This window comes from Kribbella sp. NPDC031520 (assembly GCF_055580825.1).
Map to the genome: position 1 here is coordinate 141,436 of NZ_JBVIKS010000002.1, position 12,281 is coordinate 153,716.

12 protein-coding genes are annotated in these 12,281 nt (G+C 69.5%); 6 read left to right on the forward strand and 6 right to left on the reverse strand.

All coding sequences use genetic code 11. The annotated features are described in order from the left end of the window. Positions 1 to 219: 219 nt before the first annotated feature. Complete coding sequence (locus ACZ5BU_RS09205; RefSeq protein WP_465696972.1) at positions 220 to 2,397, forward strand: FUSC family protein; 2,178 nt, start codon at positions 220 to 222, stop codon at positions 2,395 to 2,397. On the opposite strand, the gene ACZ5BU_RS09210 is transcribed toward ACZ5BU_RS09205, so the two are convergent. The 3 genes from ACZ5BU_RS09210 to ACZ5BU_RS09220 all read right to left on the reverse strand — a co-directional run bounded on the left by ACZ5BU_RS09210 (position 2,366) and on the right by ACZ5BU_RS09220 (position 4,548). After that, the gene (locus ACZ5BU_RS09210; RefSeq protein ID WP_465696974.1) at positions 2,366 to 3,523 is read right to left on the reverse strand and encodes a GDSL-type esterase/lipase family protein; all 1,158 of its coding nucleotides are present in this window, start codon (positions 3,521 to 3,523) and stop codon (positions 2,366 to 2,368) included. The genes ACZ5BU_RS09205 and ACZ5BU_RS09210 overlap by 32 nt on opposite strands. Positions 3,524 to 3,525: 2 nt before the next feature. Beyond that, a complete protein-coding gene (locus ACZ5BU_RS09215) occupies positions 3,526 to 4,086 on the reverse strand; it encodes a TetR/AcrR family transcriptional regulator (RefSeq protein WP_465696976.1) in 561 nt (186 codons plus the stop codon). A gap of 90 nt (positions 4,087 to 4,176) precedes the next feature. Further along, complete coding sequence (locus ACZ5BU_RS09220; RefSeq protein ID WP_130448290.1) at positions 4,177 to 4,548, reverse strand: RNA polymerase-binding protein RbpA; 372 nt, start codon at positions 4,546 to 4,548, stop codon at positions 4,177 to 4,179. Positions 4,549 to 4,804: 256 nt separating this feature from the next. On the opposite strand from ACZ5BU_RS09220, the gene ACZ5BU_RS09225 reads away from it, so the two are divergent. The 4 genes from ACZ5BU_RS09225 to ACZ5BU_RS09240 are packed head-to-tail and all read left to right on the forward strand — an operon-like array spanning position 4,805 to position 8,642. Beyond that, entirely contained in the window at positions 4,805 to 6,178 is a 1,374-nt protein-coding gene (locus ACZ5BU_RS09225) for an efflux RND transporter periplasmic adaptor subunit (RefSeq protein WP_465696978.1), read from the forward strand. Then, the gene (locus ACZ5BU_RS09230; RefSeq protein WP_465696980.1) at positions 6,168 to 6,860 is read left to right on the forward strand and encodes an ABC transporter ATP-binding protein; all 693 of its coding nucleotides are present in this window, start codon (positions 6,168 to 6,170) and stop codon (positions 6,858 to 6,860) included. Before ACZ5BU_RS09225 ends, ACZ5BU_RS09230 begins: the two co-directional genes overlap by 11 nt. Continuing rightward, a complete protein-coding gene (locus ACZ5BU_RS09235; RefSeq protein ID WP_465696982.1) occupies positions 6,860 to 8,092 on the forward strand; it encodes an ABC transporter permease in 1,233 nt (410 codons plus the stop codon). Before ACZ5BU_RS09230 ends, ACZ5BU_RS09235 begins: the two co-directional genes overlap by 1 nt. Before the next feature lie 13 nt (positions 8,093 to 8,105). Beyond that, positions 8,106 to 8,642: a hypothetical protein gene (locus ACZ5BU_RS09240; RefSeq protein WP_465696984.1), complete on the forward strand. Its 537-nt coding sequence runs from the start codon at positions 8,106 to 8,108 to the stop codon at positions 8,640 to 8,642. 13 nt (positions 8,643 to 8,655) lie between these two features. Here the strand turns inward: ACZ5BU_RS09240 and ACZ5BU_RS09245 are convergent, their stop codons facing one another. Further along, positions 8,656 to 9,459 carry a class I SAM-dependent methyltransferase gene (locus ACZ5BU_RS09245; RefSeq protein ID WP_465696986.1) on the reverse strand — a complete coding sequence of 268 codons (804 nt, stop codon included), beginning with the start codon at positions 9,457 to 9,459 and terminating at the stop codon, positions 8,656 to 8,658. Positions 9,460 to 9,508: 49 nt separating this feature from the next. Between ACZ5BU_RS09245 and ACZ5BU_RS09250 the strand changes: the two genes are divergently transcribed. Beyond that, positions 9,509 to 10,084: a TetR/AcrR family transcriptional regulator gene (locus ACZ5BU_RS09250; protein ID WP_465696988.1), complete on the forward strand. Its 576-nt coding sequence runs from the start codon at positions 9,509 to 9,511 to the stop codon at positions 10,082 to 10,084. On the opposite strand, the gene ACZ5BU_RS09255 is transcribed toward ACZ5BU_RS09250, so the two are convergent. After that, complete coding sequence (locus ACZ5BU_RS09255) at positions 10,081 to 11,454, reverse strand: MFS transporter (RefSeq protein WP_465696990.1); 1,374 nt, start codon at positions 11,452 to 11,454, stop codon at positions 10,081 to 10,083. The genes ACZ5BU_RS09250 and ACZ5BU_RS09255 overlap by 4 nt on opposite strands. Before the next feature lie 54 nt (positions 11,455 to 11,508). Continuing rightward, positions 11,509 to 12,261: a glycerophosphodiester phosphodiesterase gene (locus ACZ5BU_RS09260; protein ID WP_465696992.1), complete on the reverse strand. Its 753-nt coding sequence runs from the start codon at positions 12,259 to 12,261 to the stop codon at positions 11,509 to 11,511. Between the last annotated feature and the right edge of the window lie 20 nt (positions 12,262 to 12,281).

Sequence of the window (12,281 nt, forward strand, 5' to 3'; positions counted from 1 at the left end):
GTGGCGCGACTGGACCGGGTGGAGGGAGACTGACCCTCGAGTTCGGGAGTCGGCGTGCGGAGGGGTGCGGGTGATGGGTCAGTGACGGGCCTCAGCGGGCGATCAGTTGGCCGATCGGCCGGCCAATCAGTTAGCCAACCAGTTGGTCAATCAGTGGACCGGTCCGCCGACCGATCGGCTGGGCGGCTGGTCGGGTGGTTGCGGCGGCGGGATCCTGGGTTGGCGGCTACCCGGCGGGCGGCGCGGACCGCGGTCGTGATGCCGTTGTTGTTCGCGTTCTGTGCGGGCGTTCTGAAGGCGCCGACTGTCGCGACGTTCGCCGCGTTCGGGGCGTTCGCGATGTTGTTGCTGGTCGACTTCTCCGGGTCCGTCCTGCAGCGGATCAGGGCACAGGTGCAGCTTGCGATCGCCTGGCTCGTACTGGTGTCGATCGGTACCTTCGCCGGATACTCGGTGTGGACGGCGGTCGTGGCGACAGCGGTCGTCGGGTTCGTCGTACTGTTCTCGGGCGTCGTCAGTTCCGTGCTCGCCGGCGCTGGTACGTCGTTGCTGCTGTCCTTCATCCTCTCCGTCGCGACACCGGGCTCGCTGTCGACGTTGCCTGACCGTCTCGCCGGAGTCGCGATCGCTGCGGTCGCGGCTGTCGCTGCCGTCTCGTTCCTCTGGCCGCGTGCGTCTGTCGATCCGCTCGGAGCGCCGGCCGCGCAGGTGTGCCGGGCCGCCGCGGCACAGTTGCGGTCCGAGGCGATGGACTCCGAGGAAGTGTGCGCAGTGAAAACCCGGGCGACCGCGACGGCGATCGACGCACTCCGCCGGAGGTTCACCGCGACGCCGTACCGCCCGACCGGACTGTCGACCGGGTCGCGCGCGCTCGTGCGGCTCGTCGACGAGCTGACCTGGCTGAGCACGATCGTGGACGACCAGGGGCCGCAGGCAACGACCTGCGACGCGGAGTCGGCCGCCATCCACCTCGCGGCCGCGCAGGTGCTCGAGTGCAGTGCCGAGCTGCTCGAGAACCCTGCGCAGATTGTCGCCAATCTTACGAGCGCCATGCAGGTACTGCGGGACGCGCTGACGAAGCTCGAAGACGGCGCGGTCGACCGGTTGCCGTCGACGTACCGTTCGGAGGCCGACCTGATCGGCAGCCTGAACGTGTCCTTCCGCGCGCAGGAGATCGCGTTCGGCGTCCTGCTGATCGCCCAGAACGTCGAGGCGGCGCGCCGGGCCGATCAACGGAGCTGGACCGACCGCCTCCTCGGTCGCGATCCGAGTGCGCTTGCCGGCCCGTTGACCAGCGCCACCGAACGCGCCACCGCACACCTCGAACGGCACTCGGTCTGGCTGCACAACAGCATCCGCGGCGCGGTCGGCCTCGCGGCAGCGGTCGCGCTCGCGAACGTGACCGGCGTGGAGCACGGCTTCTGGGTGATCCTCGGGACCTTGTCGGTCCTCCGCTCCAACGCGCTCAGCACCGGCCAGAACGCCTTCCGCGCGATCGGCGGCACGGTCGTCGGGTCGATCATCGGCGCCGGCCTGCTGCAGCTGATCGGCGACAACCGGACCGCGTTGTGGATCCTGCTGCCGATCGCGGTCCTCGTCGCCGGGATCGTGCCCGCCGCGATCTCGTTCGCGACCGGGCAGGCCGCGTTCACGGTGACGCTGGTGATCCTGTTCAACATCGCCCAACCCGAAGGCTGGTCGCTGATCCTGTTCCGGATCGGCGACATCGCGCTCGGCTGCGCGGTCAGCATCGCGGTCGGCCTGCTGTTCTGGCCGCGTGGCGCGTCGAAGGCAGTCGGCAAGGCGCTGGCCGAGGCGTACGCCGACAGCGCGCAGTACCTCGTGAGCGTCGTCGGGTACGCCGTGTCCTGCTGTGCCCCGGGCCCGCCCGCGCCACAGGACGGCCGTCGCGCGGCGGCCGCGGCGCGGAGACTGGACGACACGTTCCGCACGTACCTCGCGGAGCGCGGCGCGAAGACCGTCCCGCTGAGCGAGATGACCGCGCTGGTCACCGGTGTGGTCGGGATCCGGCTGGCGGCGGACGCCGTACTCGAACTCTGGGAGCGGTACGCCGACGGGCGCCCGCCGTCGGACGATCGCGCCGCGGCACAGGCGGCGCTGCTCGTGTCGGCGGATCGGCTGTTCAAGTGGTACGAGAGCCTCGCCGGCGCACTCGACGGCCGTACGCCGGTACCGGAGCCGCTGGCGCACGACCACCTCGAGAAGGCGCGGCTCGTGGACGCCGTACGGCACGACCTGTACGACGCCAACGACCAGGCGACGCCGACCGCGATCCGGATCCTGTGGACCCACGATCACCTGGACGTCGTGCGCCGGCTGCAGCCGAGCCTCGTCACCGCGGCAGCTAGCTCGGCGCGAACGGACCCTTCGGGCTGAACGCGTGCTCGACGAAGCGGTCGGCCATCACCTGGTGGGTCGTGGCGTCCGGGTGCAGGTCGTCGAGCAGCGGGTGCGCTGCGTTGTCGGCCTCGCCGTACAGTGCGCGACCGTCGAGGTAGTGCAGGTTCGGGTCGCTGAGGGCGCGCTGGGCGACGATGCGTTCGAGTTCGGCACGGATCACCGAGAGGGTGAGCTTGCCGGCCGCGACCTCGTCGGGGTCGCCGGTGGCGGTGAAGGCGAGCTTGCCGGCGGCGAGCGCCTCGAGGTTCCAGCCGGTCGGGCCCGGGGTGTCCTCGTGGATCGGGCAGAGGATCGAGGACACGATCAGCAGCGGTGTGTCCGGGTGCCCGTCGCGGATCGTGTCGAGGAAGCCGTGCACCCCGGGCGTGAAGGTCCGCAGGCGGAGACTGTCGGAGTTCACGATGTTGATGCCGAGCTTCAGGCTGATCAGGTCCGCGGGCGTGTCGCGGATGGTCCGGGCGTGGAACGGTTGCAGGTACGCGCTGCCGCCGAACCCCAGGTTGAGCAAGTCGACGCCGGCAGCGGCCGCGACGAGGGCGGGCCAGGTGCCGGTCGGGTGGGTGGCGTTCGAACCGTGGCTGATCGAGCTGCCGTGGTGCACCCAGCGGCGGGTGGTGGACGGGACCGGTTCGACGGGGGAGTCGGTGCGGAGGGCAACCAGTTCGGTGGTCTCGTCGTGCGGGAGCCAGATCTCCACGGTCTTCGGTACGGCCGGGAGGTCGTCGACGCGGAGGGTCTGGGGCGCGCCTTCGCGGGTCTCGGTGGCGCCGGTCGTCAGGTTGATCGTGATGACGTTGCCGCCGTCGGCGCTGAGCTGGGTGACCAGCTTGCCGTCGACGAGTACGTCGTACACGCCGTCGGGGCGCGGGGGAGCGCCGATGTAGTCGCGCTTCGTCGGGAGCGTGTCGAGCTCGATCACGGTCGCTGCCGTGCGGAAGACGAGGCGGACGCCGGACGGCTGGGAGTCGACCATGTCGGTCTGCGGATCGACGTACTGCGCCCGCGCCCAGGCGGGGAGGCGGTGCGGGAGGACGCCGCGTGCGGTCCGCTCGAGCTCGAGGGCTCCCCGGAGGAGCTCAGGGGTGATGGGGACGGTGATCAATGTCAGCTCCAGGTGCGGAGGAGGTTGTCGAGTGCGGCAAGGATCCTTGGCCAGCTGTCGGCGCTGTCCGGTTGGCTGTAGCTGAAGGAGCCGGCGAGCTCCAGCGTCACGTAGCCGTGGATGACGCTTCCGAGCAGTCGTACGGCATCCGTCTCGGCCGGCTCGTCCAAGTCGTAGGCCCGCAGGACGGCCCGCATCAGCTCCGAATGCCGACGACCGGCGGCCACGTACTCAGTCGAGTTGGTCACGTGACGGGATGCCGTATAGCGGCCGGGGTGTTGCTGGGCGTACGTGCGGTAGACGTCTGCCAGGGCGGACAGCGCGTCCAGGCCGGCGCGGCCTGCCACGGCCTCGGCGGCGTGGTCGGCCAGTTCGGTCAGGGCGAGTGTCGCGATGCGCGTCTTCAGGTCGTCGGAGTTGCGAACGTGGGAGTACAGGCTGGCCACCTGGACGTCGAAAAGCCGGGCAACCGCCGAGACGGTGACCTGGTCGAAGCCGCGCTCGTCGGCCAGGGTCGCTCCCGCCACCGCGAGGCGATCAGCCGTCAGACCTGCTCTAGCCATAACTCATTATGGAATTACCTAAACCCTTTAGGCAAATCAGGGCAAGAAGAAGCCCTCACCGCGCCGTTGCGGTGAGGGCTTCTCCCAGGGTCAGGCGGTGCGCTTGGTCCGGTGCAGGTGCGCCGGGCCGATCTCGCCCTTCCGGAGCAGCTCGACCCGCTCGGCCAGCAGCTCCTCCAGCTCGGAGATGCTCCGGCGCTCGCGCAGCATGTCCCAGTGCGTACGGGCCGGCTTCTCCTGCTTCGGCTCCGGCTTCTCGCCGGTGGAGCGGGCGGCCTCGCTGCCGCAGTGCGGGCACTCCCAGACCGCGGGCACCTCGGCGTCGTGCGCCATCGTCACCTCGACCACGTGGCCGCGGGGGCAGTCGTACGTGATCATCTGGCGCGGCGCGAACTCGACACCACGGTCATCCTCGAAGCTGACCCCACCCAGCCCCGAACCACGCAGTACGCGATTAGACATGTCAAACCTCCGAGATCGTCATCCGTGCCAACGGTCGGCCGGCCCGGATCATTCCCATTTTGGCATGTCCGAGCCATATGTACGCACCTGACAGCCCTTGATAACACCGTCGTGACCCGGCGTCATCGACTGTTTACAGAGCACGGTGTGTCGCGAGCCGACCGACGTACGACGTTCCAAATCGATATCCGGTTCACAGCCGGTTGCCAGGAAGCGAGGATCTCCTCCTCAGTAATCGTCCATAGCCTCAGCGTCCATGGTGCTACCCCGCCACAAGCTCCGTGGCCTCAGTTTCGTGAACGTGGCCCTGGTGGTCATCGTGCTCGTCATCGGCGTGACCGCCTACTTCCTGTTCTTCAAGAAGGACCCGCCGGCCGCCGGCGCGTCCCGCCCGACGGTCGCCGTTCAACGTGGTGAGGTCACCGCGAGCGTGAGCTCGAGCGGCACGCTGCAGAGCTCGCAGACCGCGTCGCCGGCGTTCGAGACCTCCGGCACCGTCACGCAGGTGCTGGTGAAGGTCGGCCAGGTGGTGGCGAAGGGTGCGGCGATCGCCAAGGTCGACCCCTCGTCGGCCGACCGGCAGCTGGTCATCGCCCAGCAGAACCAGATCGCCTCGGCGAACTCGGTCACCGCGGCGGAGCAGACGCTCAGCGACGCGCAGGACGCCCTCGAGGCGGCCGAGGAGGCGTCGGCCTCGCCGTCGCCGACGCCGACCGCCACCGACGGTCAGCAGCAGCAACAGCAGACCCAGTCTCAAGGTCAGGGTCAGAGTCAGAGTCCGGAAGTTGCCGTGAGCAACGCCGAGGCGAGCCTGGCGAAGGCGAAGGCCGACAAGGAACAGGCCGACCAGAACGTCGACGCCGCACAGGCCGCGGTCGACGCGACGACCCTGAAGGCGCCGATCGCCGGCACCATCACCGCGATCAACGGCGCGGTGGGCTCGGTGACCGGTGGCTCGAGTTCAGGTTCGGGATCGGGCGGCAGCGCGGGGCAGGGCTCAACCTCAGGTCAAGGTTCATCCTCGACGTCGACCAGTACGTCGAGTACGTCCGGTACGGGCTTCGTCGACATCGCCGACCTCAAGTCGCTCCAGGTCGTCGCTGCCTTCCCGGAGGCCGACGCGGTCAAGGTCAAGGCCGGCCAGTCCGCGACCGTCACGCTGAACGCCGAGCCCGGTACGACGCTGACCGCCTCGCTGGCGACCGTCTCGCCGACCCCGACCACCACGAACGGCGTCGTCTCGTACTCGGCGACCTTCAGCCTCGCGAAGCTCCCCGCGAACGCCCGGATCGGCCAGACCGCGAACGTCACGGTCCAGACCGCGAAGGCCGCCAACGCGCTGTACGTCCCGAGTACGGCGATCGCGACGGCCGGTACGACGTACACGGTGACCATGGCCGACGGCGGGACGCGTGAGGTCAAGGTCGGCGTACGTGGCGACAGCTACACGCAGATCACGTCCGGCCTGAACGAAGGCGACCAGATCGAGCTGCTCCAGGGCACGATCGGCACCGGGACAACGCAGACCGGGCAGAACGGGCAGAACCGCCAAGGGATCGGTGGCGGGCAGTTCCCGGGCGCCGGCACCGGAGGCGGTCTCGGCGGCGGAGGAGGTCTCCGTGGCCGCTGAGTCCCTGATCGAGCTCCGGGACGTCACCAAGACGTACGGCCACGGCGAGACGGCGGTGCACGCGCTCCAGGGCGTGTCACTGCGGGTCGAGGCGGGGGAGTACGTCGCGGTGATGGGCTCGTCCGGATCCGGCAAGTCGACGTTGATGAACATCCTCGGCTGCCTCGACGTACCGTCCCGCGGCGAGTACTGGCTGGACGGCAGCAACGTGGCCCGGCTGACCGAGGACCAGCAGGCGCTGGTCCGCGGCCGCAAGATCGGGTTCGTCTTCCAGTCGTTCAACCTGATCCCGCGGACCACCGCACTCGCGAACGTCGAGCTGCCGCTCACGTACGCCCACCTGCGCCGCGCCGAGCGCCGCAAGCGGGCCAACCGCGCACTCGAGCTGGTTGGTCTCGCGGACCGGACCGGTCACCGCCCGAACCAGCTGTCCGGCGGTCAGCAGCAACGGGTCGCGATCGCCCGCGCGCTCGCCACCGGGCCGCGGATCCTGCTCGCCGACGAACCGACCGGCAACCTGGACGCGCACTCGACCGAGGAGGTGCTGGGCATGTTCGACGACCTGCACGCCGACGGGAGGACGATCATCGTGATCACCCACGAGCACGACGTCGCGGCCCGAGCGCGCCGGCTGGTGCACGTGTCCGACGGCCGGATCGTCGTCGACGAGGTGACCCGCTGATGTCACCACGCGACCTGATGGGCGCCGCGCTCCGCGGCCTCACCGCGAACAAGCTCAGATCGCTGCTCACCGTCCTCGGGGTGTCGATCGGGGTCGGCGCGGTCATCGTGCTGGTTGCGGTCGGCAACGGTTCCGCGAAGGCGGTGCAGCAGCGGCTGGAGGCGATGGGTACCAACCTGCTGACCGTGTCCACGACCGGAGGCGGTGGCGGGTTCGTCCGCGGCCAGGCCGGCCCGGCGAACCAGCAGTACACCCTCACGCTCGACGACGCCGCGGCGCTCGCGGACAAGACGCTCGCGCCCGACGTGGCGTCGGTCGCGCCGGTGATGGCCAGTTCCGGTACGGCGACCAACGGCGACACCAGCTACACGATCAACCAGGTGATCGGTACGACCCCGGAGTACCTGCCGGCGACGAACTCGCCGGTCCAGCTCGGGCAGTCGTTCACACAGGCCGATGCGGACAGCTCGCAGCGGGTCATCCTGCTCGGGCAGACCGCCGCGACCGAGCTGTTCACGCGGCCGGCGAGCGCGGTCGGGCAGACGATCAAACTCGGCGGCGTCGACTTCACCGTTCTCGGCGTACTGGCGAGCAAGGACAGCACCGGGTTCAACGACCCGAACGCGGCCGCGATCGTCCCGATCAACACGCTCCGCGCGACACAGGCCGGGTACGGCGCCCTGAACCAGATCGTCGTCCAGGCGTCCGACAAGGATCGCGTCGACATGGCCCAGGCCGAGGTCACGGAGCTGCTGACGGCGCGGCACCAGGTACCGGCGACCGAGACGACGTCGCCGTTCCGGATCACGAACTCGGCGCAGATCCTGCAGACGACCCAGGACACCGCGGCGACGTTCACCGCGCTGCTCGCGGCCGTGGCCGCGATCAGCCTGGTCGTCGGTGGCATTGGCGTCACCAACATCATGCTGGTCACCGTCACCGAGCGGACCCGGGAGATCGGTATCCGCAAGGCTCTCGGTGCGCGGCGCCGGACCATCCTCGGTCAGTTCCTGATCGAGGCGACGCTGCTCAGCCTGATCGGTGGCGCGGTCGGGGTCGGGACCGCGCTGGTCATCACCCGCTTCCAGCTCGCCGGTGTACGGCCGGCGCTGGTGCCGTCGTCGATAGGACTCGCGCTCGGCGTGTCCGCGGCGGTCGGCCTGTTCTTCGGCAGCATGCCGGCGCACCGAGCCGCCGGTCTCCGTCCCATCGATGCACTACGTCACGAGTGAGAGTGGAATACAGATGAGCAGCAACGAAACGCCGGACGAGTTCGCCCAGATCGGGTCCGACGAGGAGGTCGACGCGGCGCTGGAGCCGAAGAAGACGCTGAACCTGCCGCTGGCGACGGCGATCCTGGCCGGCATCGTCGTCCTCGCGATCGGGCTGGCGGGTGGGGCCGGGCTGCATGCTGCGTTCGCGTCGAGCAACTCGTCGTCGAACCAGGCGCGGGCCGGTCGCGGCCTCGCTGGATACGGCGGGTTCCGCGGGCTGAACGGCAACAACCCCGGTGGTCAAGGCGGCGGGACCGTCGGTACGGTCGTCTCCGCGAACGGTTCCGAGCTGGTCGTGAAGACCCAGTCCGGCAACGTCACGGTCAAGCTGACCGGTACGACAACGTACGAGATCGCGTCCAAGGGCACCGCCGCCGACCTGAAGGCCGGCGAGCAGGTCGTCGTCACCGGCCAGAACTCCAACGGCACCATCACCGCGAACACCGTCCGTCAAGGCTCCCTCGGCGGCTTCCGCGGCAACCCGAGCGCGACCCCGTCGTCTCGCTGAGTCGCGCGTACGTTCATGTCCGGGTGGCGAACAGGGATACCGCGGTGGAGTCGAGGGTGAAGGTGCCGCCGACGGCGTCGATGGCGGCGCCGGTGCCGTCCAGGACGGCCTCGAGTTTGCCGGCGTCGGCGAGGGGTTTCGCGAGACCGCTCGTACGCATCTGGTCGAGCCACTCGTCGCGGGTGTACGTGCGGGACCACGGGAACGTCGGCCGCCGGACGTCGGTGAAGGCCGGACCCAGGTTGTCGGCGGTGCGGTCGAGGAAGTGGTCGTACGCGCCGATCGGCCCGGCGGCGGCTCGTCCCGCGGCCGGGTTCTCGGGCAGTACGTCGCGGAGCACTTCCGCGAAAGCGGCGCCGAGGCCTGGCGGCGGTTGCAGGACGTACCAGAACACCGCGAACGTTCCGCCGGGCCGCAGTACGTCTGCCGCCTTCGCGGCACCGGCGACCGGATCGACCCAGTGCCAGGTCATCCCCGCGACGAGTGCGTCGTACGTACGGCCCGCGGGGTCCCAGGACTCGAACGGCGAGACCTCGACCTTGACCCCGGTGCCGCGTGCGTACGCCGCCATCCGTTCGTCGACCTCGACGCCGAGTACGTTGCACTCGGCCGCCTGCAGTTGCCGCGCGACGATTCCGGTACCGCAGCCGACGTCGACCACGTCCGGCCAGGGCGCCACGCCAGCGATGGTCTGGATCAGCGCGTCCGGATATCGCGGCCGGGCCCGGTCGTAACGGGCGGCGTCCGTGCCGAACGACTCGGCCATGTCGCGGCGCTGATGCGGTTGGGCGGACGGTTGCGGCGGTACAGTGGGCATGTGCCCACGATAGTGGGCGCTTGCCCACTTGTGTCAAGGGACGGTGTGGATGCCTACCGGCGTGGCGATGCGGGATGCTCGGCAGCAGTTGTTCGATGCGGCTGAGCGGGTCCTGCTGCGGGACGGGCCCGAGGCGTTGACCAGTCGTGCGGTGACCACCGAGGCAGGCTGTGCGAAAGGGCTGTTGCACAAGCACTTCACGGACTTCGACGGGTTCCTGGCCGAGCTGGTGCTGGATCGGATCGGGCGGATCCATCAGCGGGGCGAGGTGCTGATGAGCGCCGTCGGCCAGGGGAGCGTGGTCGAGAACCTGACCGGGATGCTGGCCGAACTGTTCGGGTCGGTGGCGGTGGCGATCGTGAGTCTGACGATCTCGCGCGACGGTCTGCGGGCCCGCCTGCGCGCGGCCGTCCCGACGGGCGTGCCGATCCTGAGCGAGGCCGGGCAGGTGATTCGGGACTACCTGGCGGCGGAGCAGGCCGGCGGGCGGATCCCGGCCGGCGCCGACACCGACGTACTCGGGCTGACCCTGATCGGCACCACGCACATGATGTTCGCCGACCGCACCGGCACCCTTCCGACGACGGACGAAGTACGTGCCTTCGTCTCCTCCGTCGTGTCCTAGACGACGGTCGGCTGGGCGTTGCCGGCCTCGCGGATGCCGCGGCGCATGTCGACGCGCATCAGCAGGGCGAGGCCGATGACGAAGAAGATGCCCAGGGCTACGATCGCGGGACGGTACGAACCGGTGAGCTGGTGTACCAGGCCGAACAGCAGCGTGCCGAGCCACGACGTACCGCGTTCGCCGGCCTGGTAGAGCGAGAAGTACTCCGCCTCGCGGCCCTTCGGGATCAGCTGGCTGAACGCCGACCGGGACAGCGCCTGGGTCCCGCCGAGCACGATGCCGATCGCGACCCCCATGGTCAGGAAGGGCACGATCTGGTGCGCCGGCAGCAGCAGACCGGTCACGACGATCAGCACCCACACCACCAGACCACCCGCGATCGTCCGATGGGCGCCGTACCGCGCGGCGACCCGCCCGAAGACCAGCGCCCCGAAGAACGCGATCAGCTGCACGAGCAGGATCGTTGCGATCAGCACCTGGGTCTCGAAGCCGAGCTGCTTCTCGCCGTACGTCGACGACACCGAGACCACGGTCTGGATACCGTCGTTGAAGAACAGGTACGCGATCAGGAACAGCATCGTCATCCGGTACGCGCGCAGGTGCTTGAGCGTCCCTGCGAGCTGCCCGAAGCTCTGGCGGATCAGGCCGCTGCTCCGAACCAGCTCGACGTTCCGCGGCGGCCGGTTCCGCAGCCGAAGGTACGGGACGAACGTGAACAGTCCCCACCACACACCCGCGCTGAGCAGACTGAGCCGTACGGCGGTGCCCTGGCTCAGGCCGAGCGCGTTGTGGGCGGTGACCACGGCCAGGTTGACCAGGAGCAGCAAGAAGCCGCCGGCGTAGCCGAGCGCCCAGGCGCGGGACGACACGGTGTCGCGGTCGTCGGGCGGGGCAATGTCGATCAGGATCGAGTCGTACACGACCAGTGAAGACCCGAGACAGAGGTTCCCGACGTACAGCAGCAGCGCGCCGAGCACCCACCGCCCGCCGCCGACGAACACCATGCAGCTCGCCGCGACGGCCCCCGCCCAGGCGAAACCGCACATCAGCAGCTTCTTGTTCGCCATCCGGTCCGCGATCGCGCCGACCACCGGCAGGAACAGCGCCGAGACCAGGGTCGCGACCGTCACCACGTAGAACGCCAGCGAGCCGGGGGAGATGCCGAGCCCGAGGACGCTCAGGTTGGTGTGGCACGGGTGGTCGGTGGTCCCGACGTACCCGCAGGCGGCCCGCTCCGCGACCGAGGTCAGGTACGGCGCGAACAGGACGGTGCCCGTGGTGGTGACGTACCCGGAGTTCGCCCAGTCGTAGAAGCTGAACCCCCAGTACTCACGATTGTCGACCGTCGCCGGGGGCGAGAGGAATCCCATGCGCGGAAGTGTGTCATTCCCGGGGTACGTAGCGGCGTACCGGCGGATAACACTTCAGTGCCACTGGCCCCTTTGGATCAGGACGTCCTTCAACAGATCCGTTCGGTCGGTGATGATCCCGTCCACCCCGGCGTCCAGGAGCCGGCGCATCGCGTCGGGGTCGTCGACGGTCCAGACGTGGACCTGCTTGCCGCGCGAGTGCGCCCGCCGGATCAGCCCGGGCGTGAGCAGGTGCAGCGGGCCGTACTGCTCGGGGATCTGCAGGCAGGCGCCCTTCGACGGAAGCGCGAACGGCAGGAAACGGATGAGCGCGGTCTCCCGTTCGCCGTACCCGGTGCACAGCCGCTGACCGAGCAGCTTGCGCATCCGGTGGACCCGCGACTGGGCGAAGGACGAGACACAGATCCGGTCGATCGCGTCGGCCGCCCGCAGGACCCGAGCGGCCGGTTCGAGTCCGCCATCGGCCTTGACGTCGAGGTTGAACCGGACGTCCGGGAAGTGTTCGAGCAGCTCGTCCAGGCGGGGGATCGGTTCGTGGCCGTTGATCCGGGCCTTCTGTACCTCAGACCAGGGCAGCTCCGCGATCGCGCCGGTCCGGTCGGTGACCCGGTCGAGCCTGTCGTCGTGGAACGCCACCACGACGCCGTCGCTGGTGGCGTGCAGGTCGGTCTCCAGGTACCGGTACCCGAGGTCGACGGCGTTCTGGAAGGCGCGCAGCGAGTTCTCGTACCCGAGGTTGTCCGGGTGCTTCGCGCCGCCGCGATGGGCCATCGCGATCGGACGGTTGTGGTCGAGGTACGGGTACACGCCTGCAGTATGTACCGTTG